Below are 21,625 nucleotides of genomic sequence, written 5' to 3'. Positions count from 1 at the left end.
CGTCAGTGGGCCTCGGCCCAGTTCGCGCCCTGCCCGGCATCGACGACCAGCGGCACGTCCAGCTTGACCGCCGGCAGGGGCGCATTCTCCATCACCTTGCGGGCACGCTCGATCAGGGCGTCCACCGCGCGCTCTTCGACCTCGAACAGCAATTCATCGTGGACCTGCAGCAGCATCCGTGCGGGCAGATCGGCGATGGCCTCCGGCATCCGGATCATCGCGCGGCGAATGATGTCTGCCGCAGCCCCCTGAATCGGCGCGTTGATCGCGGCACGCTGGGCAAAGCCCGCGCGCGGCCCCTTGGCATTGATCTCGGGTGTATGGATCTTGCGACCGAACAGCGTCTGCACATATCCATGCTTCCTTGCGAATTCGACGGTCTGGTCCATATAGGCCCGGATGCCCGGAAAGCGCTCGAAATAGCGGTCGATGAAGGCCTGTGCCTCGGCACGCGGAATGCGCAGGTTGCGCGCCAGACCAAAGGCCGAGATGCCATAGATGACGCCGAAATTGATCGCCTTTGCCTGGCGGCGGATCATCGGGTCCATCCCTTCGATCGGCACGCCGAAGACCTCGGAGGCGGTCATGGCATGAATGTCGATCCCGTCGCGGAACGCCTGCTTCAGCTGCGGGATGTCGGCGACATGGGCCAGCACCCGAAGCTCGATCTGGCTGTAGTCCAGGCTGACAAGCCGCATGCCCGGGCCGGCCACGAAGGCCTCGCGGATCCGGCGGCCCTCTTCGCTGCGCACGGGAATGTTTTGCAGGTTGGGATCGGTCGAGGCCAGACGCCCCGTATTCGCACCCGCGATGACATAGGAGGTATGGACCCGTCCCGTATCCGGGTCGATATGCGCTTGCAGGGCATCGGTATAGGTCGATTTCAGCTTCGACAGCTGACGCCAGTCCAGAACCCGTGCCGCCAGTTCGGCCGCCGGCCCCAGTTCGGGATTGGCGGCGATGTCCTCGAGCACGTCCGCGCCTGTCCCGTAGGCGCCGGTCTTGCCGCGCGTGCCGCCCTCGACCCCCATGCGGTCGAACAGGATCTCGCCCAGCTGCTTGGGCGAACCGACATTGAACGGACCGCCCGCGATTTCATGGATCTCGGCCTCGAGCGCGGCCATCTTCTGGGAAAACATGTTCGACAGGCGCGACAGCGCGTTGGCATCGACGCGGATGCCCGTCATCTCCATCTCGGCCAGGACGGGGACCAGCGGACGCTCCATCGTCTCATAGACGGTGGTGACGCGCGCGACATGAAGCTGGGGCTTGAACAGCTGCCACAGGCGCCAGGTGATATCGGCATCCTCGGCGGCATAGCGGGTGGCCTTGTCGATCGGCACCCGATCGAAGGTGATCACCGACTTGCCGCCGCCCAACAGCTCCTTGATCTTGATCGGAGCGTGGCCAAGATAGCGTTCGGACAGCGTATCCATGCCATGCCCGTGCAGGCCCGAATGCATGGCATAGGACAACAGCATCGTGTCATCGATCGGCGCCATGCGGATGCCGTGGCGCGCCAGGATCTTCCAGTCGTATTTCACGTTCTGGCCGATCTTCAGGATCGCGTCGTCCTCCAGAACGGGGCGCAGGGCCTGAAGCACCGTGTCGCGGTCAAGCTGTCCCGCGACGGGCTCGTCGGCCGAAAACAGATCGTCCCCGCCCGCCCGATGCGACAGCGGCACATAGCAGGCCCGTCCGGGCGCCGTGCACAGAGACAGGCCGACCAGTTCGGCGCGCATTTCATCCAGGCTCGTCGTCTCGGTATCGATCGCGACTCGGCCCAGATCGCGGATTTCGTCGATCCAGGCCTGCAGGCGTTCCATGTCGCGAACGCATTCATAGGAACCGGGATCGAATTTTGGCTGGTCGGGTTCGGCGGGCGGTTGCGGCGCGCCAGATTCGGGCGGCGCGGCCTTCGATGGCGTCTCGGGGGTGACCGGCGCCTCGACGCCCAGCGCCTGCGCCACGCGGCGCGTCAGGCTGCGGAATTCCATCCGGGTCAGGAAGTCCAGCAGCACGTCGGGATCGGGCCTGCGCAGCTCCAGTTCGTCCAGCGTCCAGGGCAGATCGACGGAATCGTCCAGAAGCACCAGCTGGCGCGACAGGCGGATCTGGTCGGCATGCTCGATCAGCGTCTGGCGGCGTTTGGGCTGAGGAATTTCCGCGGCCCGCGCCAGCAGGCTTTCCAGATCGCCGAATTCGTTGATCAGAAGCGCGGCGGTCTTGATCCCGATCCCCGGCGCGCCGGGGATATTGTCAACCGAATCGCCGGCCAGCGCCTGGACATCCACCACCTTTTCGGGGGGGACGCCGAATTTCTTGATGACGTCTTCGACACCGATCCGACGGTTCTTCATGGCGTCGAACATTTCGACTCCATTGCCGACGAGCTGCATCAGGTCCTTGTCGGACGAAATGATCGTCACCCGTCCGCCGGCCTTCACCGCGCGGCGCGTCAGCGTGGCGATGATGTCATCGGCCTCGTAATTCTCGAGCTCCAGGCTGGGGACGTTGAAGGCGCGCGTCGCCTCGCGCACCAGCGGCAGCTGGACGCGCAGGTCCTCGGGCATTTCGGGCCGGTTGGCCTTGTATTCGGCGTAAAGGTCGTTGCGGAAGGTCTGCGACGAGAAGTCGAACACACAGGCCAGATGGGTCGGCGCATCGTCGCCGTGATCGGCCTGAAGCTCGGACCACAGCATGTTGCAAAAGCCCGCGACCGCGCCGATCGGCAGGCCATCGGACTTGCGCGTCAGGGGTGGCAGGGCGTGATAGGCCCGGAAGATGTAGGACGAGCCGTCGATCAGGTGCAGGTGACTGCCCTTGCCAAAGGTCATGATCGCGCTCCCGTTCTGGATATGCCGGACCGGCGCCCTGGCCGGCCCGGGTCAGTGGTCGTCGTGGGCGTGTTCGCGGTCGATCTCGAACCGGCGATCACAATAGCCGCATTCGACGTAACCCTTGTCGCGCGGGATGGTCAGCCAGACGCGCGGGTGGCCCAGCGCGCCTTCACCGCCGTCGCAGGCCACTTTCCAGGTGGTGACAACCTTCGTTTCGGGGGCGGGAATCGACATGTGTTTGCTCCATCAGACAGGGCTGGCGGCATGATAGCGGCCGGGTCGGAATGGACAACCCGGCCGCCCATGTCAAGAAAGGCGTATTTCAGTCCGCCCGCTGCAACATGCGTCCAAGTGGTCGGCCGCCAAGAATGTGTACGTGGTAGTGCGGCACTTCCTGAACGCCATTCGCCCCGGCATTCGAGATCGTGCGATACCCCGCACCCGCCGCGTCGGGGGACACGCCCATAATGCGGCAGACCCGGGCCGCGGTCCGCATGAAATCCACGATCTCGGCCTCCGAGGCATTGGCCGCGAAATCGTCGAAATTGACATAGCGCCCCTTGGGTATCACCAGGACGTGGACCGGCGCCTGCGGGTTGATATCGTGAAATGCCAGCGTGTGTTCGGTCTCGATGACGGTCTTGTTGGGAATCTCGCCGCGCAGGATGCGGGCAAAGACGTTGGTGTCGTCATAGGTATAGGCCATGTCACTCCTCAGTCGCTGAACAGGTGGTGGGTCCGCGCGATCTCGAGCGCGGCGGATTCGTCGATAGAAAGGAATTGCGCAATCTGCGCGGCATTGCGTTCGGCGGGCTCGGTCTCGCGGATGCGATGGAAATGCGCGAAATCGGCATCCCGCAGGCGCTCGCTCTCATAGCGGATGTCCTGGCGGATCGTGGGCAGCAGGCGTTCCATCGCATCCGGTGGGGTCTGGTCGCTGGCAAGGCCGATCCGCATCGCATGACCCTGCAGGTATTCGTCCGAGAAGAGGCACTCGATCTCGAGTATCCGGGTGCGCGCCCTGTCGCCCGACAGGTCCTGCAGCAGGTCGAAACGGGCCGGATCGATGCAGATGATCAGGCGCTCGGACTGGAAATGCTCGAACAGCATTCGAAGCAGGGCCCTGCGGTGCCGGGTGCGCTTTTCCATCTTCTGCTCGATCCCGCCCAGGTCCGGCAGCGCCGCGGATTCCTCGTCGAACAGGTATTCGACGGACGGGACGCCGGTGACCTCGGTCGCGCGGGCGGCCAGGCGCTTGGCCACATGCCATTTCTTGCAGGTCAGGATCAGCAGTTCGCGATCGCGCCCAAGGGACCCCCCGTCCTCCCAGAAACGCGGCGCAAAGCGCCGGCCGACCCGGCCCCTGCTGGCAAGATAGGAATACAGCCGCCGTCCTTCGTTGGTGATGCGAAAGTTGACGCCCGTCGCGGCATAGAGATCGCCAAGGCGCCGCTTCAGCTCGTGCGCTTCGGGGCTGATCTTGCGCGCAAACAGCGAATCCTGCCCCAGAAGCAGGTCATAGTGATCGTTGTAGAAGGTGACCGGGATCCCGTAATCGGTGAAGATCAGGAACGTCAGCGTGCGCGAACGGATCTCGCGCCGCGGCACGAGATGGCTGACCAGCGTCTGGAAGAAGGTTTCGTCCGGTATCCATGTCGTGCGGAAAAAGCGCATCACGTCCGGCCGCGCGTCGATGAAATCGAGAATCGATTCGATCGTGCGCCGGCGCAGGCACCACCATTGCGACCCGATCATGATTCGCAGATCCTTGGGGATCTCGCGGCGCAGGCCCAGCTTCCTTTGCCATTCAAGCGAGGCATAGAACAGACGCTTGTGTTTGCGTTCGTTGAAGAAGTGCCGGTAGATCAGCCGCTCTTCCCGGATGCCGGTCTTGATCCAGTCGGAATCGAAGAAGTCGAAGGATTCGATGTAATCGGCCTCGTCCGCATCCAGAAAGGCATGGGCGTATTCGGCCGACTTGATCGCCATGCAATCGCCCGACAACAGGTAGAAATGCGTGGCATCGGGAAAGGCCTCGACAGCCGCGCGCGTGGCGCCAAGCGTCGCCTCGACCAGGCTCCATTCGCCCCAGCCGCAGCGGATGCGCCGGCGCGCGAAGGTCACGTTGGGATTGTCGGCAAGCGCCGAACGGATACGCGCATAATCGGCGTCCGAGGCACGGCCGTCGAAATGAATGGCCATCGCATCGCCGGCCGCCGTCAGGCGGCGCGCCTGCCGGATGATCGCGTCTGGATCCTTGTGACAAAGCAGGACGAAGGCGATCCGGGCCATGAATGCGAAGGCTGTCCACGCTGAATGTTCCGATTCGGCTTGATAACGCGAACGGACGTTGAAAAGACAGTGTTTGTTTGATCTTTAACCAAAGGTTGTTTCAATCTGCACCTGCATCGATCGCGGGGAACGGAGGATCGGATGGGCTTTCCGGGAACGTGGATGACCGAAAGCGAAAGCATGGTCTATCGCGTGGTGCCCAAATGCGCCTGCTCGACGATCGGGCAGATAATGTATTATTCGGACCACGGGCGGTTCTACGACGGCGACATCCACGACGCGGAACAGGGCCTGCACAAGTGGGGGATCGAGTCCAGCCAGCCCGCGATCGAGGCGAATGTGCGCGCGCATCGCAGCTTTGCCTTCACCTGTGTGCGCAATCCCTATACCCGCATCCTGTCGTCGTTCTTCGACAAGATTTGCGGCATCCAGCGCAACGGGAAACGCTATCGCGGCAATCTGGTGCCGATGGTGATCCAGAAATACGGGATCGAGGTCGGCGATCCCGAAAACGGCTTCGAATTCGACCAGATCAAGAGCTTCCGCCGCTTCCTGCTGTTCGCGCGCGACACGATCCGGTTCCGCAAGCCGATGGACCCCGACATCCACTGGTCGTCGATGTCGGGCCATATCTCGACCTTCATCGTCAACGGCGGACGCTACGACCACATCTTCTTCACAGAGAAATTCAACGAGGGCATGCAGGTCGTCCTCGACAATGTCGAGACTCCGCACAAGGTTGACCTGTCAAAGGTCCCGCGCTTCAACGAAAGCGAAGGCCACGGGCCGAAACGCGCCCATCCGGTCGAGGATTATTTCGACGATCTGTCGATGCACCTCGTATACGAGATCTACAAGAGCGATTTCGATCTGTTCCGGTACGACTTCGAAGACCCGGCCAACAAGATGCCCATTGGCGAGATCGACCTGGACGAGGTTCACGCCAAGCTGGGCGAGTGACATGCGAGCCAGGGAACAGATGGTCCCGCCCTTGCGCCGATTGCGGCGGTGGCTGGGCACGCATCCCGGGACCGTGGCAGTGCTGCTTGCCCTTGCCGCCCTGGGCCTGTGGATCTTTGGCGAGGTTCTTGACGAGGTAATCGAGGGCGAAACCGCCATGCTTGACCGCCGGCTGCTCATGGCGCTGCGCAATCCGGGCGATCCGACCGATCCCCTGGGCCCCGCATGGGTCGAGGAAATGGCGCGCGACGTCACCGCGCTGGGCGGTGTGGCGGTTCTGGCCTTCGTGACCCTGGCCAGCGCGGGGCTGACATGGCTTCAGGGCCGTCGGGCGACGGCGGGATTCATCCTTCTGTCGGTCGGATCGGGTCTGGCGCTCAGCTCGCTTGCCAAGGCGCTGATCGATCGCCCGCGCCCCGATCTGGTGCCGCATGGCAGCCATGTCTACACGGCGTCATTTCCCTCGGGTCATTCGATGATGGCGGCCGTCACCTGGCTGACGCTCGCGCTGATCCTTGCACGCGGCTTTCCCCGGAAAAGCCTCAAGCTCTATGTCGTTTCACTGGCCGTGGTCGTGACGCTCGCCGTGGGCATCAGCCGTGTTTACCTGGGCGTGCACTGGCCGACGGATGTCCTGGCCGGATGGGCGGCTGGCGCGTCATGGGCGCTGGCATGCGCCGCACTGGCAAGGGCATTGACACAACGTGGCGCGATCGAGCCGCCCGCGAATGGGGCGTCCGGCTGACCCAGCCCCTTTCCGGCTAGATCAAGCCATGTGCGCGAAACAGCGCCATGACATCGGTCTCGGGACGAGCGCCGACATGGCCGATGACCTCGGTCGCGGCGACGCAACCCATGCGGCCCGCGATCTCCAGATCCCGCCCCGTGGCCAGACCATAGAGGAAGCCCGCCGCGAATTGATCCCCCGCCCCCGTGGCATCCACCGGAGTGACCCGGTGCACCGGGATCTCGACCCGCCGATCGCCCGAGATGATGACGACATCCGCGCCTGAACGCGTGCACACGATCAGGTCGCATTCGTCCCTGGCCTGCGCCAGCGCCTGCTCGAGATCCTCGGTTTCATACAGGGCGCACCATTCATGCTGGTTGCCGATGACGAAATCCATCTGCTCGCGCACAAGACGGCGGAAGTCGGCACGATGGCGGTCGACACAGAACGGGTCCGACAAAGAGATCCCCGCCTTGCCGCCGCCGCGATGGCAGGCTTCGGCCGCGGCAAGGAACGCAGCCTTGCCCGGATCCTTGTCGAAGAGATAGCCTTCGAGGAACAGATATTCGGTGTCTTCGACGATGGCCTCGTCCAGGTCTTGCGGCCCGAAATCCGCACCCGCGCCAAGATAGGTATTCATCGATCGCTCGCCATCCGGGGTGACGAAGATCATCGACCGCGAAGTCGGCAACTCCGCATCCTTGACCGGCGGATTGGGAAAGTCCGTGCCCTCAAGCTCGAGCGAGCGCGCAAAGAACCGGCCCAGCGCGTCATCGCGCACCCGTCCGACGAATGCCGTGCGCAGGCCAAGGTTGCCCAGACCCGCCAGCGTGTTCCCGACCGATCCGCCGGGCGCCTCGGTCCGGTCGGTCATCGCGGCATAGAGCGCCTCGCCCCGCTCGCGATCGACCAGCTGCATGATGCCCTTTTCGATTCCCATCCGGGACAGGAATTCGTCATCGCAACGCGTAAGGACATCGACGATCGCATTGCCGATGCCGACCACCTGGTACTTCTTCACTCGGTCTTCTCCTCGCTGGGGCAAAGATCCCTGATCGGGCAGATGCCGCATTTCGGGCGTCGTGCGACGCAGATATAACGCCCATGCAGGATCAGCCAGTGATGGGCGTGCAGGGCATATTCGGCCGGAACCTGATCTTCAAGGTTTCGTTCGACGGCTTCGACCGTCTTGCCCGGCGCGATTCCCGTGCGGTTCGCCACCCGAAAGACATGCGTGTCGACCGCCATTGCAGGCTGATGAAACCACATGTTGAGAACGACATTGGCGGTCTTGCGTCCGACACCGGGCAGGGCCTGCAGCGCCGCGCGCGAGGATGGAACCTGCCCGTCATAGGTTTCCTCCAATATCTGCGACAGCCGGATCACGTTCTTCGCCTTCTGCCGGAACAGGCCGATCGTCTTGATGTGTTCGATCAACCCTTCCTCGCCCAGGTCCAGCATCTTTCGCGGCGTGTCGGCAATCTGGAACAGGGCGCGCGTGGCGCGGTTCACCCCGGCATCGGTCGCCTGGGCGGACAGGACCACCGCCACCAGCAAGGTATAGGCGTTGACATGCTCCAGCTCGCCCTTTGGCTCGGGGTTGAGCGCATGAAGGCGGCCGAAGATTTCCTTGATCGTCTTGTAGTCGAGCTGTGCGGACATGCGGCGGGTATGCCCCCATGGCGGCGGATGCGCAAGAACCGGGTCGCGCGGCCGGTTGCACTGCCCTATCCTGTGGCACATGAGCCAGATTGCACCGAACGACACCGTCGATCACGCCTATCATTACCGGGTCATCGCCCGTGCGCTCGCGCTGATCGAGAGCGCGGGCGGCAGGGAGATGAGCCTCGAAGACCTTGCGCAGCGTCTGGGCATGAGCCCGGCGCATTTCCAGCGCGTCTTTTCCGCCTGGGTGGGGGTGTCGCCCAAGCGGTACCAACAGTACCTGACGCTGGAGCTGGCCCGGCGTCTGCTGCACGAGAGACGCTGCCTGCTGGACGCCGCGCAGGAAGCCGGCCTGTCGGGCACCGGTCGGTTGCATGACCTGTTCGTGCGTTGGGAGGCGATGACGCCCGGGGAATTTGCGCGCGCGGGAAGCGGCGTGACCATCCGGCATGGCTGGTTCGATTCGCCCTTTGGCGAGGTTCTGGCCATGGGGACCGAACGCGGCCTCTGCGGAATGGCATTTGCGGCCGAGATCGGGCGCGAGGCCGCCTTTGCCGACCTGGCAGCGCGCTGGCCGATGGCCCGCTTCGTTCCCGATGCGTCCGCCCTGCGCGACTGGGTGCAGGCCGCGTTCGGCGGGCGCGGCGAGACGCGTCTGCACCTGATCGGCGCGCCCTTCCAGATCAAGGTTTGGGAGGCATTGCTGCGCGTGCCGCCGGGATATGTTGCGACCTATTCCGACCTGGCGCAGTCCGTAGGTTCCCCACGCGCCGTGCGCGCGGTGGGCACGGCCGTCGGACGCAATCCGGTTGCATGGGCAATTCCGTGTCATCGCGCGATCCGCAAGTCGGGTGCCCTGGGTGGCTATCATTGGGGCCTGCCCGTGAAGCGCGCGATGCTTGCATGGGAAACAGCCCGCGCCGAGGCGAGCCCGGATCTGACTTAAGGCACGGGCATCCAGAAGTTCCTCGCCCCGGAACCCCTGTCATGCGGCCGCGTTATTGCCTAACATTGCGCCATGCGCGACCAAGTGGTGCAACAGCGCATTCAAACGCGGAGAATCACGCATGAAGTTGAAATACATCCTTTCCATCGGCGCGGCGGCCGCCCTGGCCCTGTCGGCCTGTACGCCTGTCGATCAATACACCCCCGACCCGAACAAGCGCACCAAGGAAGGCGCGCTGACCGGTGCGGCAATCGGCGCGGGGCTGGGCATCCTGACCGGCGAAGGTAGCAAGGACAAGCGTGACCGCGCCCTCGTCGGTGCCGCGGTCGGCGGCCTGATTGGCGGCGTGGTCGGCAACAACCTGGACAAGCAGGCGGCCGAATTGCAGGCCCGTCTGGACAGCCGGATCCGGGTCATCAACGAAGGCAACCAGCTGCGTGTCGTGCTGCCGGAAGGCATCCTGTTCCCGGTTGACAGCGCGGCGGTCCAGCCGTCGATCCAGGGCGATCTGTACGAAGTGGCGGCGCACCTGAACCGCTATCCGAATTCGCGGATCGAGGTCGTCGGCCACACCGACAATACGGGCTCGGCCGCCTACAACCAGGACCTGTCGCAGAGGCGCGCTCAGGCCGTCGCGGCGATCCTTCGCAATGCGGGCGTCTCGCCCAGCCGCATCGTCGCCTATGGCCGTGGCGAGGATCAGCCGGTTGCCTCGAACCTGACGCCCCAGGGACGTCAGCTGAACCGTCGGGTCGAGATCCTGATCATTCCCACGCGCTGATCGGTCAGTGCTTCCTTCTCGGGGCCGGGCCCAGCGTCCGGCCCCTTTTGCATTGCAGGCGGCCCGATCCGGTCATAAGACTTTGCCAATTGCAGGGGGTCCAAATGCCGTTTCGCCGGATCGAACCCGAAAAGCTGGCCACATCCGTCGTCCGCCAGATCGAAAGCCTGATCCTGCAGGGTATCCTGCGTCCGGGCGACCGGCTGCCGGCCGAACGCGAACTGGCCGAGAGGATGGGCGTCTCCCGCCCGTCGCTGCGCGAAGCCATTGCCGAGCTGCAGCAGGCCGGCCTGCTGGTTGCGCGTCCGGGCTCGGGGATCTACGTGGCCGAGGTGCTGGGCTCGGCCTTCTCTCCGGCATTGATCGACCTTTTCGCGCGGCACGACGAGGCCGTCTTCGACTATCTGGATTTCCGGCGCGATCTCGAGGCGCTTGCCGCAGAGCGCGCCGCACGCCTTGCTTCGGATGCCGATCTTCAGGTGGTGGACAGCATATACCGCCGGATGGAGGTCGCGCATGGCAAGCGCGATCCGTCCGACGAGGCCCGGCTGGATGCCGAGTTCCACCTTGCTATCCTGGAGGCCAGCCACAACGTGGTCATGCTGCACATGATGCGGTCGATGTTCGACCTTCTGCGGCAGGGGGTGTTCTACAACCGTCAGGTCATGTTCCGTCAGAAGGCGACCCGCGCCACGCTGCTGGACCAGCACCGCGCGATCAACGCCGCGCTGCAGGCCCGCGACCCTGCCGCGGCGCGCTCGGCCGTCGAGACGCACCTGGACTTCGTGCGCAAGGCACTCGAGGACGACCGGAAAGCCGCGCGCAATGCGCGTCTGGCACAGCTTCGCCTGGAACATGAAAGCAAGCGCAAGTGAAACCGCGGGCCTTGCCCTGAAGGATTGACCAAATGAAAAGGCCGGGCATCAAGCCCGGCCCTTGGCATTCCATGGTACGCCTTCAGTGAAGACGCCGCGCGACCTCTTCGATCGATTCCTCGATCAGCTTGTTTTTGCGCGACGCATCCATCTGCTTGGCGATGATCTCACCCGCAGCGGCGACAGCCACGCTGACTGCCTGATTGCGGACTTCGCGAACGGCGGCGGCCTCGGCCGACTTGATCTGCTCTTCCGCGGCGGCCAGACGGCGCGCGACGGATTCCTTCAGATCTTCCTTGGCCTTCTCCGCGGCCGCCACGGCCTCCTTGCGGGCCGTCTCGACGATCTGGTTGGCCTGCTCCTGAACCTCTTTCTGCTTGCGCTCGTAAGAGGCGAGGATCGAACGCGCTTCGTCATGCAGGGCACGCGCTTCGTCCAGCTCGGCCTTGATGGCCGCGGCGCGCTTGTCCAGCATTCCCGCGATCAGCGCGGGGACCTTGAACCACAGCAATACGCCGACGAAGACAAGAAACGCGATCGTCACCACGAAGTCGGTGTTCCGCAGCGACAGGAAGGGTCCCGTTGCCGCCATGGCCGGCGAAGCGACAAGCGTCAGGATGGGCAGAAACTTCTTCATGGCCTTATCCTTTCAGTCGTGCTTCGACTGCCGCCGCAACGGCCTGTTCATCGGCCTGCGCACCGAACATCGCGACGATCTCGACCGCGGCCTCGCGTGCGACCTCGGCCACCGTCTTGGCGGCATTGGCCCGAATTTCCTCGATCCGCTTTGCGGATTCGGCGGCCTTGGCGGCGATTTCGGCGTCTGCCTTGGCCATCGCCTTGTCGAGATCCGCCTGAATCTCGGCGCGGGCCTCGGCGATGATCTTCGCGGCCTGGGCGCGCGCATTGGCCAAGGCCTCGTTATAGGCCTTCTCGGCCTCGACGGCCTTGGCCTTCAATTCCTCGGCCGCGGCCAGATCGCTGGTGATCTTGCCCTGGCGATCGGCCAGAATGCCCGAGATCCGGGGCAGCGCGATGCGCGACAGGATAAAGTAGATCGCGATCAGGGCCACCACGAGCCAGAAGATCTGGTTCGCGAAAGTCGAAAGATCCAGTTGCGGCATGCCCGCGGACTGCGCCGCGTGCCCTGCCGCCTGGGCGGCATGATCTGCCCCATGGCCGAGCGTCGCGGCCGTATCATGCGTGGTATTTGCCATCTCGGCCCCCGTCGATGCCCGTTATACAACCCGGATGGGCGCATTGGCGCCCATCCGGCCGTAAGGAAACAAGCCCGCGGATCAGACGGCGAACATCAGCAGAAGCGCGACGAGGAACGAGAAGATCCCCAGCGCTTCGGCAAAGGCCATGCCGATGAACAGCGTGGCCGTCTGGCTGGCCGCGGCCGAGGGGTTGCGCAGGGCGCCGGACAGGTAGTTGGCCGCGACGTTGCCCACGCCCATCGCCGCACCGCCCATGCCGAGGCACGACAGGCCGACGCCGATATACTTGCCGAGAGCTGCTGCTGCTGCGAGTTCCATGATTCTCTCCTTACGGTTTGGTTTGACTGGTTGATGGTTCAGCCGGCGTCAGTGGTGCGGATGCAGCGCATCCTTCAGATAGACGCAGGTGAGGATGGTGAACACATAGGCCTGGATGAAGGCTACGACGACTTCCAGCCCGTACATCGCGGTGATCGCCAGGATCGACAGCGGCGTCACGACAACACCGACGGCCGAGAACAGCACGAGCGGCGCGAAGGCTGCGAAGACCTTGATGACGGCGTGACCGGCCATCATGTTGCCCGCAAGTCGGATCGAGTGGCTGACCGGGCGGACGAAATACGAGATGATCTCGATCACCGCCAGGACGGGCCGCAGGGCCAGCGGCGCCGAGCTTACCCAGAACAGCGACAGGAAGCTGGCCCCGTTCTTGATGAAGCCGATCGCGGTGACCGTGATGAAGACGGCCAGGGCCAGGACGCCCGTAACGGCGATGTGGCTGGTCGTGGTGAATGCCTTCGGCAGAAGGCCCAGCATGTTCGAGAAGACGATGAAGCAGAACAGCGTGAAGATGTAGGGGAAGAATTTCAGCGCGTCCTTGCCCGCGACGTCTTCGACCATCTTGTGGACAAAGCCGTAGGCCAGCTCGGCAATCGACTGCGTGCGCGAGGGCACGATCGCGCGGCCGCGCGTGCCAAAGACGAACAATCCCGCGATGCACAGGACGGTGATCGCCATCCACAGCGTCACGTTCGTGGGTGTCAGCATGCCGACCGTGTCGCCGCCGAACAGCGGCTTGACCATGAACTGGTCCATCGGATGGAACACCAGGCCTTCGCTGTGATCTTCCGTCGCCACGTCTATTCCCCTTCGTCCCTGGCGGAACCTTCCGCCGCATTCCGGTTCTGCATCTCGCGCGCCGTGCCCAGCATGACCTTCACGCCGGCGGCGAAACCCAGCAATGTGAACAGCACCATCATGAACGGCATCGTCCCCAACAGGGTGTCGAGTCCGAACCCGATGCTGAAGCCGATGGCCAGACCGCTCACCAGCTCGATCACCATCCGCCAGCCATCGCTGGCGGCGGAAACCTTGTCGTCCACATGGGGCTTGCGGCCCTTTTCGCCCTTCAGCCGTTCGAGGCGTTCCTCAAGCGCCTTCAGACGCTCTGGATCGGGCTCGTCGGACATCGCGTTGTCCCCCGTGAACAGTTGCGGCTTTGCTAGTGGCTTGCGCCCGCCGAGTCAATCTGGAAGCGACCGCCAGACACCTCGGACAAGCCATTGTATTTGCTTGATTTTAAGAATCTACCCGTCGCGGCGCGGCTTTCGCGCAACAGCCCAAGGCCCGATCCCGCGGTCAATTGCATGTTCAACCATGCGGTTGAATATCGACTTGTCCCCCTTTTAGACGGCACACGGGAACGGCTAGAGTGCGGCCATGAAAAAGCCCGCCGATCTGGACGCCATCTTTGCCGCCCTTGCCGATCCAACCCGACGGCAGATCCTGATGATGCTGCTTGAGGACGACATGGCCGTGACCGATGTCGCCGCGCCGTTCGAGATGTCGCTTGCGGCGATCTCGAAGCACCTGGCCGTCCTGGCCGAGGCGGGCCTGATCAGCCAGGAGCGGCGGGGAAGGGTCAAGTGGTGCAAGCTGGAGCCCGACGCGATGCGCGCGGCCTCGGTCTGGATCCAGGGTTTCGGCCTGTTCGATCCGCTCGATCTCGATGCATTCGAGCTGTTCCTGCGAAGTGAACTGCCCGAAACCCTGCCCGAGTCGGACTAGGTTTCAGCCGCAATCGGCACCGAGGTGTCGTCCCTCAACAACAGCGCCAAGGCACCCAGCGTCAGCGCCAGGCCCGGCGCGACGACAAGGCCCGGGAACGGCTGCCCCAGCCCCATCTGCCAGACCAGCACCCAGCCGGGCACCAGATAGGTATAGGCCATCACCTTGGCCGAAGGCAGCCGCAGCGTTGCGAACTGAAGCAGGACGAAAGTCACGGCGCTGGCAAAGACCGTGGTATAGGCAAGCGTCACCCAGACGATCGACGGCAGGGACAGCCATTCGGTCGCGCGGATGTCACCCCAGGCATAGATCGTCGTCACGACACTGCCCCCAAGCAACGTGCCAAAGGTAAAGACCAGCGGGCTTTCGCCGCGATTCAGACGGCGCACAAGCGGCGTATAGAAGGCATGCGCCGCGCAGCCCAGCATGTAGACCGCCTCGCCCCGCCCCAGTTCGAGCCGCGCGGCAGCGGCCAGGTCTCCGCGGAATATCACCCAAAGCGCCCCTACGCCTCCAAGGGCCAGCGCCATCGCCACGCGGGCCGTCAACATCTGGCGCAGCAGCAGCCAGCCGAATCCGGCCGACATGATCGGCGTCAGCGTGAACACAGCAGCGGCAGAGACGGGATTCGCGGTCTTGAGCCCCTCGAACATCAGGATGAAATAGCTGGCAAAGATGCCCCCCAGCACCATGTAGCGCCACGGAGCCCTCAGCGCCGCCCGCGGCAGACCGGGGCCCATGGCGACAGCCAGCCCGATCAGGGCTGCCGCGAGAATGAACCGCAGGGCCGTGAAGGCACTGGGAGAGATCGCGTTCGCGACCATCGCCCCCAGGGGGAATGACCCGGCAACGAGCGACGAAAAAACCAGCATCGCCGCATGGCCCTGCATGGTCGGCCGCAAGGTTCCCGTTCGGCCCGGCTCAGGCATGATCGTATTTCTGCGCATCCTCTTTCAGCGCCTTGAGGAACAGCTGTATGCGCGGCGTGCGATGCAGATCGACATGAGTCACCAGCCACAGGGGCGTGTCCCATTCCGGCCGCTGCGGCATGACCTCGACCAGTTCGGGAAAGAAGCCTGCCAGTCGGGCTGACAGAAAGCCGATGGCAACACCGCCCCGAACGGTTTCCAGCACCATCCGGTCTTCGTTCGTACGCACGACGAACGCCGAATCGGGCACGCGTGCCGTCAGCCAGCGATAGAAAGGGGCGCGGTTTTCGGGATCGACCGGTCCGACGAAACGGTGGCGGGCCAGATCATCCTCGCTTTCCGGCAGACCGTGACGCTCGACATAGTCCGGGCTGGCATAAAGTCCGCGCCGATGGATGCAGAAGGATTGCACGACATTGTCCGGCTCCTGCGGCTTGCCGCCCGCGCGGATCGCCACATGGGCTTCGCCGTATTCCAGCCGGAACAGCCGCACATCGGATACATAGCGCACGCGCAGCTCGGGATGTTCGCGCTGCAGCCTGTTCAGCGTCGGCGCCACCTGCTCGACCAGGCCCGGCAGCGAGGTGACGACAAGTTCGCCCGAAATGTCATTGGCCGTGCCCCGCAAGCGGGCGGCAAGATGCGAGAACTGATCCTCGGTCGCCTGCGCGACCTTCATCAATTCGCGCCCGGCCTCGGTCGCCGTATAACCGCGGGCATGGCGCTGGAACAGCTTGACGCCCAGCCGGGCCTCCAGCGCGTCGATATGGCGGATCACCGTGGCGTGGTGAACGCCCAGCACCTCGGCGGCGCCCGAAACCGTTCCAATGCGCGCCACATGATAGGCCGTCCGGATTTCATCCCAATTGTCCATGACACCCCTTTGCTTCGCATTCCGGACCGGCGGCCTTCGATCTTGGCGCATCTGAACACCTTTGCCCGCGGGCATTCAAGCCAGTTGGCTGGGGGGCGAAATGGCAGATTTCCAACGGTCACTATTGTGCATTGGCGCACACAGGATATGTCGCAGCGCGACTTCATGTGCCAGACGCGCAGGACTAGGTATCATTCAGAAGCCGTTTTGAAAGGACAAAGACCATGACGCATATCCTTCGCATCGATTCCTCGATCAAGGGCGCCGATTCCGTTTCCCGCCGTCTGACCGGTCGCATTGTCGAACGGCTGAAAGCCGCGCATCCCGATGCAATCGTCACCGAGCGCGACGTGACGAACGGAATCCCGGCGATCGACGGGGCCTGGCTGGGCGCCGTCTATATCCCGGCCGATCAGCGCAACGCCGAGCAGGCCCAGATCGCCGCTTTTTCGGACAGGTTGCTGGAAGAGGTCCGCGCCGCCGATATCCTGGTGATCGGCCTGCCGGTCTACAATTTCGGGGTGCCCGCGCAGCTGAAGAACTGGATCGACCAGATCACCCGGCGGGGCGAGTCCTTCGTCTATACCGAAAACGGGCCGGAAGGCCTGTTGAAGGGCAAGCGCGCGATCGTCGCCCTGTCATCTGACGGAACCCGGATGGGGTCCGAGGTCGATTTCGCCTCGCCCTATCTGCGGCACATGCTGGGCTTCCTTGGCATCACCGACGTGACATTCGTTGCGGCCGACCAGATGGTCTTCGACCCCGAGGCAACGCTGAAGCGCGCCGAGCAGGAGGTCGAACGCATCGCGGCCTGACACGGCCGGCCTGCGGCGCGGGCGATCCGCGCCGCATCCACCTTCAGGGCTGAACCACGGTCAACCCAAGCAGGCGCCAGACCTGCATGCCGCCACGGTAATAGTGGATCTTGTCGGCCGGATAGCCGAGCGACAGCATCACCCGAATGGCCGAGGGCGACTGGCCGCACCACAGGCCATTGCAGAACAGCGCCACCTTTCTCGCATTCGAGCAATCCCAGCCATCGAAATCCGCCTCGCAGCCAAGTTCTGCCAGACGGTCGCCGATCTCGTTGTAGGGGATATTGACCGAACCCGGGATCGTGCCACCTTCGAACCAGTCCCGTGTCCGGCTGTCGATCACCATCGCCGCGGGATCGGTCAGAAGTTCCAGAAGCTCCAGTTCGCCGATCGTCGTGACACCCGGGGCCGGCGTCATGGGCTGAATGCAGAAAGGCGGACAATCGCGCGCGACCCGCGCCCAGTCGCCCTCCAGCCGGGCATCGGGGTTCTGCTCGCGGCCGATCTCGACCGGGCCATTCGGAGTCTGGACCGTGACCGTGGCAATTTCGGCGGTGATCTTCACGAGCGGCTCCTGCGCCAAGGTCGGCAGAGCGAAAAATGCAAGCATGGCGCAGGCAAGCGCATATAGACGTATCATGACACATCCTCCCTTGCGGTCGATGTTGCACGGAAACCGACATCACGGGCAAGGGCGACCGGTCCGACGCGCGCGCATGACGCCGACGGTGCCACGTCGCGCCTTGACTCATCCGCCTGGCTTGCATAATGGGGTCGGGATCTTCCGGGAGTGACACCGCTTCCGGTCCCGCCCATCGTGCGGGATCGCCACCAGTCAGCGCGTTGCGCCCACTGGTGCGCTTGGTGTTTGAGCGCCGCGGACCCATGTCCAAGGCATGTAATGCAACGGCCAGGGAGGGCCAGATGTTCGAGAACCTGTCAGAGCGCCTTGGCGGCGTCTTCGACCGGCTGACGAAACAGGGCGCGCTCTCTGAAGAGGACGTCCGCAGCGCATTGCGCGAAGTGCGTGTGGCCCTGCTTGAGGCCGACGTTTCCCTGCCCGTTGCGCGCGACTTCATCAAGCGGGTCGAGACCAAGGCGACCGGGGCTGCGGTGACGAAATCGGTCACGCCCGGCCAGCAGGTCGTCAAGATCGTGCATGACGAGCTGGTCGCCGTGCTGCGCGGCGAAGGCGATCCCGGCGCATTGAAGATCGACAATCCGCCCGCGCCGATCCTGATGGTCGGCCTGCAGGGCGGCGGCAAGACCACGACGACGGCCAAGATTGCCAAACGCCTGAAGGAGCGCGAGAAGAAGCGCGTCCTGATGGCCAGCCTCGACACCAACCGCCCCGCCGCGATGGAGCAGCTGGCCATCCTTGGCCAGCAGATCGGCGTCGACGTGCTGCCGATCGTGAAGGGCGAAAGCGCCGTGCAGATCGCCAGGCGCGCCAAGAGCCAGGCGACGCTGGGCGGCTATGACGTCTATCTGCTCGACACCGCTGGCCGGCTGCAGATCGACGAAGTGCTGATGGCCGAGGTTGCCGAGGTGCGCGACGTCGTGCATCCGCGCGAAACCCTGCTGGTCGTCGACGGTCTGACCGGCCAGGTCGCGGTCGAGGTCGCGCAGGAATTCGATGCCAAGGTCGGCATCACCGGTGTCGTGCTGACGCGGATGGATGGCGACGGTCGCGGCGGCGCGGCCCTGTCCATGCGGGCCGTCACGGGCAAGCCGATCCGTTTCGTCGGCACGGGCGAAAAGCTGGACGCGCTGGAAACCTTCGAGCCTGAGCGGATCGCGGGGCGTATCCTTGGCATGGGCGACATCGTCGCGCTGGTCGAGAAGGCGCAGGCGACGCTGGAGGCCGAACAGGCCGAACGCATGGCCAAGCGCTTTGCCAAGGGTCTGTTCAACATGAACGACCTCAAGACCCAGCTCGAGCAGATGCTGAAGATGGGCGGGATGCAGGGTCTTATGGGCATGCTGCCGGGCATGGGCAAGGCCGCGAAGCAGATGGAGGCCGCGGGATTTGACGATTCCGTCCTGCGTCGCCAGATCGCCCTGATCAATTCGATGACCAAGAAGGAACGGGCCAATCCCGCCATCCTTCAGGCCAGCCGCAAGCGTCGCATCGCCGCGGGCGCCGGGCTGCAGGTCAGCGATCTGAACCAGCTTCTGAAGATGCACCGCCAGATGGCGGACATGATGAAGAAGATGGGCAAGGGCGGCATGCTGAAACAGGCCATCCGCCAGATGATGGGCGGCAAAGGTCTCGGCGGCGGCATGCCCGATCCATCGAAGATGAGCCCCGCCGAGCTGGAAGCCATGGCCAAGGGCATGAAGGAAGGGCTGGGCGGAGGCAAGATGCCGGGCGGATTGCCCGGTGGCCTTGGTGGGATGAAGCTGCCGGGCGGCCTGTCGGGCCTGGTCCGCAAGAAATGAGCCGCGCCATGACCGACACCGCTACCCGCGCCGCCGAATTGTTGCGAAACCATCGCGAGTCGATCGATCGGCTGGACGCGATCCTGGTCTTCACCCTGGCCGAGCGCTTCAAGCACACCCAGGCCGTGGGACGGCTGAAGGCCGAACACAACCTGCCGCCTTCGGACCCGGTGCGCGAGGCCCAGCAGATTGCCCGCCTGGAACGGCTGGCCGAGGAGGCCGACCTGGACCCGGTCTTTGCGAAGAAGTTCCTGAACTTCGTCATCAGCGAAGTCATCAGGCATCACGAGAAGCTTCAGAAATGAAGAAGGACTGACAGGCTTTGCCTGGACATTGATTGCCAAGACAGGAGATATCGATATGGCAACGAAGATCCGCCTTGCCCGTGGGGGCTCGAAGAAGCGTCCGTTCTACTCGATCGTCGCCGCCGATTCGCGCATGCCGCGCGACGGCCGCTTCATCGAGAAGCTGGGCACCTACAACCCGCTGCTGCCCAAGGACAGCGAGGACCGCGTGCGCATGAACATCGAGCGCGTCCAGCACTGGCTGAACCTTGGCGCCCAGCCGACCGAGCGTGTCGCGCGCTTCCTGGAAGCCGCCGGCCTGAAGCCGAAGGTCGAGCGCAAGAACCTGAAGAAGGGCGAGCCCGGCGCCAAGGCCAAGCAGCGCGCCGAAGAAAAGGCCGCCAAGGCCGCCGAAGCCTCGGCCGAAGAGTGATCGCGACCCGTCCGGCCGGAGGCGCCTTGCTACGCCCTTCGGCCGGACGATCCCGGCCGGCCCATGCGGACCGGCCTGAAGATGAGGCGCAAGGACATGGCAGCTGATCGCATCTGCGTGGGCGCCATCGGTGGTGCTTTCGGTGTGCGCGGGGAAGTGCGCCTGAAAAGCTTCTGTGCGCAGCCCGAGGCCATCATGGCCTATGCCCCGCTGTATTCCGAGGACGGAACGCGCAGCTTCACCCTGCGCATCACGCGCACGGTCAAGAATGGTTTTGCCGCACGGCTGTCGGGTGTCGAGACCAAGGAACAGGCCGATGCGCTGCGCGGCCTGAAGCTGTACGCCGACAGGTCGAAACTGCCAAACCTGCCGGATGACGAATTCTATCACGCCGATCTGCTGGGCCTGCCGGTCTTTGATACGGGCGGCGCGCCGCTGGGAACCGTTCGCGCCATTCACAATCACGGCGCCGGCGATATTCTCGAGATCACCGCGCCTGGCCGGCGTCAGGCGCTGCTGCTGCCATTTACCCGACAGATCGTGCCGACCGTGGACCTGACCGCAGGCCGCATCATCGCCGACCCGCCCGAAGAGATCGAGTGATGACCGAGGATCGTCCCCGATCCCATGGGCGGTTGTCCATCACGGCCAGCCTGCGCCCGCGGGAATTGATGGCCGGCAACGATCGCCTTCGCGGCGCGTGGGTCGCGCGGATCATCACCCTGTTCCCCGAGGCCTTTCCCGGCACCCTTGGCCTCAGCCTGACGGGGCGGGCGCTGAAGCACGGGCTTTGGCAATTGCAGACGATCCATCTGCGCGATTTCGGCATCGGCAAGCATCGCAACGTCGATGACACCCCGGCTGGCGGCGGCGCGGGCATGGTGCTGCGCCCCGATGTCGTGGGGGCCGCGCTGGACCAGGCGGCGATCGGCACACCGCCCGATCGCGCACGCTGGCCCGTCGTGTATCTTTCGCCCCGTGGGCGGGTCTTCGACCAGGCCATGGCGCGCCGCTGGGCGGCGGCCGAGGGCATAACGATTCTGTGCGGGCGGTTCGAAGGGGTCGACCAGCGTGTCCTGGACCATCACGCGGTCGAGGAAGTCAGCCTGGGCGACTTTGTCCTGACGGGCGGCGAGATCGCGGCCCAGGCCATGATCGACGCCACCGTGCGCCTGCTGCCGGGCGTGTTGGGAAATGCCGAATCCACGCGTGATGAAAGTCACTCAGCGGGTCTGTTGGAGCATCCGCAATATACCCGCCCGGCGGTCTGGGAGGGACATGAGATTCCGCCGGTCCTGATGTCGGGGCACCATGGCGAGATCGCGGAATGGCGGCGCGCGCAGTCCGAAGCCCTGACCCGCGAACGCCGCCCCGACCTGTGGGAACGTTACCTGCGCAAAAGGGACGGCAAGGGCGGCTGAAACCCCGCGCACTCTTGCAAGGCGAACCGTCTCGCACTATACCCCGCGCGT

26 protein-coding genes are annotated in these 21,625 nt (G+C 64.4%); 12 read left to right on the top strand and 14 right to left on the bottom strand.

Annotation, left to right across the window (positions count from 1 at the left end; all coding sequences use genetic code 11):
* Positions 1 to 2: 2 nt before the first annotated feature.
* The 4 genes from polA to LV82_RS08975 all read right to left on the bottom strand — a co-directional run bounded on the left by polA (position 3) and on the right by LV82_RS08975 (position 5,132).
* Complete coding sequence (polA, locus tag LV82_RS08990) at positions 3 to 2,837, bottom strand: DNA polymerase I (protein WP_104070971.1); 2,835 nt, start codon at positions 2,835 to 2,837, stop codon at positions 3 to 5.
* A gap of 51 nt (positions 2,838 to 2,888) precedes the next feature.
* A complete protein-coding gene (locus LV82_RS08985; RefSeq protein WP_104070970.1) occupies positions 2,889 to 3,074 on the bottom strand; it encodes a zinc-finger domain-containing protein in 186 nt (61 codons plus the stop codon).
* Positions 3,075 to 3,162: 88 nt separating this feature from the next.
* Positions 3,163 to 3,546 carry a histidine triad nucleotide-binding protein gene (locus LV82_RS08980; RefSeq protein ID WP_104070968.1) on the bottom strand — a complete coding sequence of 128 codons (384 nt, stop codon included), beginning with the start codon at positions 3,544 to 3,546 and terminating at the stop codon, positions 3,163 to 3,165.
* Between the two features lie 8 nt (positions 3,547 to 3,554).
* Entirely contained in the window at positions 3,555 to 5,132 is a 1,578-nt protein-coding gene (locus LV82_RS08975; RefSeq protein ID WP_104070966.1) for a DUF5928 domain-containing protein, read from the bottom strand.
* A gap of 141 nt (positions 5,133 to 5,273) precedes the next feature.
* Between LV82_RS08975 and LV82_RS08970 the strand changes: the two genes are divergently transcribed.
* Positions 5,274 to 6,092: a sulfotransferase family protein gene (locus LV82_RS08970; RefSeq protein ID WP_104070964.1), complete on the top strand. Its 819-nt coding sequence runs from the start codon at positions 5,274 to 5,276 to the stop codon at positions 6,090 to 6,092.
* 1 nt (position 6,093) lies between these two features.
* Positions 6,094 to 6,837, top strand: a complete 744-nt coding sequence (locus tag LV82_RS08965) for a phosphatase PAP2 family protein (protein WP_170063392.1) — start codon at positions 6,094 to 6,096, stop codon at positions 6,835 to 6,837.
* Between the two features lie 16 nt (positions 6,838 to 6,853).
* On the opposite strand, the gene LV82_RS08960 is transcribed toward LV82_RS08965, so the two are convergent.
* Together LV82_RS08960 and nth are read right to left on the bottom strand one after the other, a co-directional pair.
* Positions 6,854 to 7,843 (bottom strand): adenosine kinase, encoded by a 990-nt coding sequence (locus LV82_RS08960; RefSeq protein WP_104070962.1) that lies wholly within the window; start codon positions 7,841 to 7,843, stop codon positions 6,854 to 6,856.
* Entirely contained in the window at positions 7,840 to 8,484 is a 645-nt protein-coding gene (gene nth / locus LV82_RS08955; protein ID WP_104070960.1) for an endonuclease III, read from the bottom strand. Before nth ends, LV82_RS08960 begins: the two co-directional genes overlap by 4 nt.
* A 79-nt stretch (positions 8,485 to 8,563) precedes the next feature.
* On the opposite strand from nth, the gene LV82_RS08950 reads away from it, so the two are divergent.
* From LV82_RS08950 to LV82_RS08940, 3 genes are all read left to right on the top strand, one after another.
* Positions 8,564 to 9,433, top strand: coding sequence for a bifunctional helix-turn-helix domain-containing protein/methylated-DNA--[protein]-cysteine S-methyltransferase (locus LV82_RS08950; protein WP_104070958.1), 870 nt, complete (start codon positions 8,564 to 8,566; stop codon positions 9,431 to 9,433).
* 121 nt (positions 9,434 to 9,554) lie between these two features.
* Positions 9,555 to 10,214: a YiaD family glycine zipper/OmpA-like lipoprotein gene (locus tag LV82_RS08945; protein WP_104070956.1), complete on the top strand. Its 660-nt coding sequence runs from the start codon at positions 9,555 to 9,557 to the stop codon at positions 10,212 to 10,214.
* Positions 10,215 to 10,318: 104 nt separating this feature from the next.
* Positions 10,319 to 11,089, top strand: a complete 771-nt coding sequence (locus tag LV82_RS08940; RefSeq protein WP_104070955.1) for a FadR/GntR family transcriptional regulator — start codon at positions 10,319 to 10,321, stop codon at positions 11,087 to 11,089.
* An 82-nt stretch (positions 11,090 to 11,171) separates the two neighbouring features.
* On the opposite strand, the gene LV82_RS08935 is transcribed toward LV82_RS08940, so the two are convergent.
* From LV82_RS08935 to LV82_RS08915, 5 genes are all read right to left on the bottom strand, one after another.
* The gene (locus LV82_RS08935; RefSeq protein ID WP_104070953.1) at positions 11,172 to 11,726 is read right to left on the bottom strand and encodes a F0F1 ATP synthase subunit B; all 555 of its coding nucleotides are present in this window, start codon (positions 11,724 to 11,726) and stop codon (positions 11,172 to 11,174) included.
* Between the two features lie 4 nt (positions 11,727 to 11,730).
* Positions 11,731 to 12,306 carry a F0F1 ATP synthase subunit B' gene (locus LV82_RS08930; protein WP_104070952.1) on the bottom strand — a complete coding sequence of 192 codons (576 nt, stop codon included), beginning with the start codon at positions 12,304 to 12,306 and terminating at the stop codon, positions 11,731 to 11,733.
* An 81-nt stretch (positions 12,307 to 12,387) separates the two neighbouring features.
* Positions 12,388 to 12,627, bottom strand: coding sequence for a F0F1 ATP synthase subunit C (locus LV82_RS08925; RefSeq protein ID WP_104070950.1), 240 nt, complete (start codon positions 12,625 to 12,627; stop codon positions 12,388 to 12,390).
* A gap of 48 nt (positions 12,628 to 12,675) precedes the next feature.
* The gene (locus tag LV82_RS08920; protein WP_104071245.1) at positions 12,676 to 13,404 is read right to left on the bottom strand and encodes a F0F1 ATP synthase subunit A; all 729 of its coding nucleotides are present in this window, start codon (positions 13,402 to 13,404) and stop codon (positions 12,676 to 12,678) included.
* Between the two features lie 44 nt (positions 13,405 to 13,448).
* Entirely contained in the window at positions 13,449 to 13,778 is a 330-nt protein-coding gene (locus LV82_RS08915; RefSeq protein WP_104070949.1) for an AtpZ/AtpI family protein, read from the bottom strand.
* Positions 13,779 to 14,028: 250 nt separating this feature from the next.
* Between LV82_RS08915 and LV82_RS08910 the strand changes: the two genes are divergently transcribed.
* Complete coding sequence (locus LV82_RS08910; protein WP_104070947.1) at positions 14,029 to 14,376, top strand: ArsR/SmtB family transcription factor; 348 nt, start codon at positions 14,029 to 14,031, stop codon at positions 14,374 to 14,376.
* Here the strand turns inward: LV82_RS08910 and LV82_RS08905 are convergent.
* Complete coding sequence (locus LV82_RS08905; protein WP_104070946.1) at positions 14,373 to 15,305, bottom strand: DMT family transporter; 933 nt, start codon at positions 15,303 to 15,305, stop codon at positions 14,373 to 14,375. The two genes, LV82_RS08910 and LV82_RS08905, sit on opposite strands and share 4 nt — an antisense overlap.
* Positions 15,298 to 16,179 carry a LysR family transcriptional regulator gene (locus LV82_RS08900; RefSeq protein WP_104071243.1) on the bottom strand — a complete coding sequence of 294 codons (882 nt, stop codon included), beginning with the start codon at positions 16,177 to 16,179 and terminating at the stop codon, positions 15,298 to 15,300. Before LV82_RS08900 ends, LV82_RS08905 begins: the two co-directional genes overlap by 8 nt.
* Before the next feature lie 224 nt (positions 16,180 to 16,403).
* On the opposite strand from LV82_RS08900, the gene LV82_RS08895 reads away from it, so the two are divergent.
* Complete coding sequence (locus LV82_RS08895) at positions 16,404 to 16,994, top strand: FMN-dependent NADH-azoreductase (RefSeq protein WP_104070944.1); 591 nt, start codon at positions 16,404 to 16,406, stop codon at positions 16,992 to 16,994.
* Positions 16,995 to 17,037: 43 nt separating this feature from the next.
* Here LV82_RS08895 and LV82_RS08890 read toward each other — a convergent pair whose 3' ends face one another.
* On the bottom strand, positions 17,038 to 17,634 hold the full coding sequence (locus LV82_RS08890) for a rhodanese-like domain-containing protein (protein WP_104070943.1): 597 nt from the start codon (positions 17,632 to 17,634) through the stop codon (positions 17,038 to 17,040).
* A gap of 284 nt (positions 17,635 to 17,918) precedes the next feature.
* Here LV82_RS08890 and ffh point away from each other — a divergent pair, with 284 nt between their 5' ends.
* The 5 genes from ffh (at position 17,919) to trmD (ending at position 21,574) form a co-directional block, all read left to right on the top strand.
* A complete protein-coding gene (ffh, locus tag LV82_RS08885; protein ID WP_104070941.1) occupies positions 17,919 to 19,436 on the top strand; it encodes a signal recognition particle protein in 1,518 nt (505 codons plus the stop codon).
* 8 nt (positions 19,437 to 19,444) lie between these two features.
* A complete protein-coding gene (locus LV82_RS08880) occupies positions 19,445 to 19,741 on the top strand; it encodes a chorismate mutase (protein ID WP_104071241.1) in 297 nt (98 codons plus the stop codon).
* Between the two features lie 55 nt (positions 19,742 to 19,796).
* Entirely contained in the window at positions 19,797 to 20,153 is a 357-nt protein-coding gene (rpsP, locus tag LV82_RS08875) for a 30S ribosomal protein S16 (protein WP_104070940.1), read from the top strand.
* Between the two features lie 96 nt (positions 20,154 to 20,249).
* A complete protein-coding gene (gene rimM, locus LV82_RS08870) occupies positions 20,250 to 20,756 on the top strand; it encodes a ribosome maturation factor RimM (protein ID WP_104071239.1) in 507 nt (168 codons plus the stop codon).
* Positions 20,756 to 21,574 (top strand): tRNA (guanosine(37)-N1)-methyltransferase TrmD, encoded by an 819-nt coding sequence (gene trmD / locus LV82_RS08865; protein ID WP_104070939.1) that lies wholly within the window; start codon positions 20,756 to 20,758, stop codon positions 21,572 to 21,574. The genes rimM and trmD overlap by 1 nt, the downstream gene beginning before the upstream one ends.
* The last annotated feature ends 51 nt before the right edge of the window (positions 21,575 to 21,625 follow it).

It is taken from the genome of Albidovulum inexpectatum (assembly GCF_002927635.1).
GTDB classification, from domain to species: domain Bacteria; phylum Pseudomonadota; class Alphaproteobacteria; order Rhodobacterales; family Rhodobacteraceae; genus Albidovulum; species Albidovulum inexpectatum.
Note: the sequence above shows the minus strand (reverse complement) of the source record. Positions and strands in the feature narration are given on the sequence as shown.

What these genes read in the sequence shown, in the direction of transcription:
- polA (WP_104070971.1), bottom strand. Translation starts at nt 2,837, where the DNA reads ATGACCTTTGGCAAGGGCAGTCACCTGCACCTGATCGACGGCTCGTCC.
- LV82_RS08985 (WP_104070970.1), bottom strand. Translation starts at nt 3,074, where the DNA reads ATGTCGATTCCCGCCCCCGAAACGAAGGTTGTCACCACCTGGAAAGTG.
- LV82_RS08980 (WP_104070968.1), bottom strand. Translation starts at nt 3,546, where the DNA reads ATGGCCTATACCTATGACGACACCAACGTCTTTGCCCGCATCCTGCGC.
- LV82_RS08975 (WP_104070966.1), bottom strand. Translation starts at nt 5,132, where the DNA reads ATGGCCCGGATCGCCTTCGTCCTGCTTTGTCACAAGGATCCAGACGCG.
- LV82_RS08970 (WP_104070964.1), top strand. Translation starts at nt 5,274, where the DNA reads ATGGGCTTTCCGGGAACGTGGATGACCGAAAGCGAAAGCATGGTCTAT.
- LV82_RS08965 (WP_170063392.1), top strand. Translation starts at nt 6,094, where the DNA reads ATGCGAGCCAGGGAACAGATGGTCCCGCCCTTGCGCCGATTGCGGCGG.
- nth (WP_104070960.1), bottom strand. Translation starts at nt 8,484, where the DNA reads ATGTCCGCACAGCTCGACTACAAGACGATCAAGGAAATCTTCGGCCGC.
- LV82_RS08950 (WP_104070958.1), top strand. Translation starts at nt 8,564, where the DNA reads ATGAGCCAGATTGCACCGAACGACACCGTCGATCACGCCTATCATTAC.
- LV82_RS08945 (WP_104070956.1), top strand. Translation starts at nt 9,555, where the DNA reads ATGAAGTTGAAATACATCCTTTCCATCGGCGCGGCGGCCGCCCTGGCC.
- LV82_RS08940 (WP_104070955.1), top strand. Translation starts at nt 10,319, where the DNA reads ATGCCGTTTCGCCGGATCGAACCCGAAAAGCTGGCCACATCCGTCGTC.
- LV82_RS08935 (WP_104070953.1), bottom strand. Translation starts at nt 11,726, where the DNA reads ATGAAGAAGTTTCTGCCCATCCTGACGCTTGTCGCTTCGCCGGCCATG.
- LV82_RS08930 (WP_104070952.1), bottom strand. Translation starts at nt 12,306, where the DNA reads ATGGCAAATACCACGCATGATACGGCCGCGACGCTCGGCCATGGGGCA.
- LV82_RS08925 (WP_104070950.1), bottom strand. Translation starts at nt 12,627, where the DNA reads ATGGAACTCGCAGCAGCAGCAGCTCTCGGCAAGTATATCGGCGTCGGC.
- LV82_RS08920 (WP_104071245.1), bottom strand. Translation starts at nt 13,404, where the DNA reads ATGGACCAGTTCATGGTCAAGCCGCTGTTCGGCGGCGACACGGTCGGC.
- LV82_RS08915 (WP_104070949.1), bottom strand. Translation starts at nt 13,778, where the DNA reads ATGTCCGACGAGCCCGATCCAGAGCGTCTGAAGGCGCTTGAGGAACGC.
- LV82_RS08910 (WP_104070947.1), top strand. Translation starts at nt 14,029, where the DNA reads ATGAAAAAGCCCGCCGATCTGGACGCCATCTTTGCCGCCCTTGCCGAT.
- LV82_RS08905 (WP_104070946.1), bottom strand. Translation starts at nt 15,305, where the DNA reads ATGCCTGAGCCGGGCCGAACGGGAACCTTGCGGCCGACCATGCAGGGC.
- LV82_RS08900 (WP_104071243.1), bottom strand. Translation starts at nt 16,179, where the DNA reads ATGGACAATTGGGATGAAATCCGGACGGCCTATCATGTGGCGCGCATT.
- LV82_RS08895 (WP_104070944.1), top strand. Translation starts at nt 16,404, where the DNA reads ATGACGCATATCCTTCGCATCGATTCCTCGATCAAGGGCGCCGATTCC.
- LV82_RS08890 (WP_104070943.1), bottom strand. Translation starts at nt 17,634, where the DNA reads ATGATACGTCTATATGCGCTTGCCTGCGCCATGCTTGCATTTTTCGCT.
- ffh (WP_104070941.1), top strand. Translation starts at nt 17,919, where the DNA reads ATGTTCGAGAACCTGTCAGAGCGCCTTGGCGGCGTCTTCGACCGGCTG.
- LV82_RS08880 (WP_104071241.1), top strand. Translation starts at nt 19,445, where the DNA reads ATGACCGACACCGCTACCCGCGCCGCCGAATTGTTGCGAAACCATCGC.
- rpsP (WP_104070940.1), top strand. Translation starts at nt 19,797, where the DNA reads ATGGCAACGAAGATCCGCCTTGCCCGTGGGGGCTCGAAGAAGCGTCCG.
- rimM (WP_104071239.1), top strand. Translation starts at nt 20,250, where the DNA reads ATGGCAGCTGATCGCATCTGCGTGGGCGCCATCGGTGGTGCTTTCGGT.
- trmD (WP_104070939.1), top strand. Translation starts at nt 20,756, where the DNA reads ATGACCGAGGATCGTCCCCGATCCCATGGGCGGTTGTCCATCACGGCC.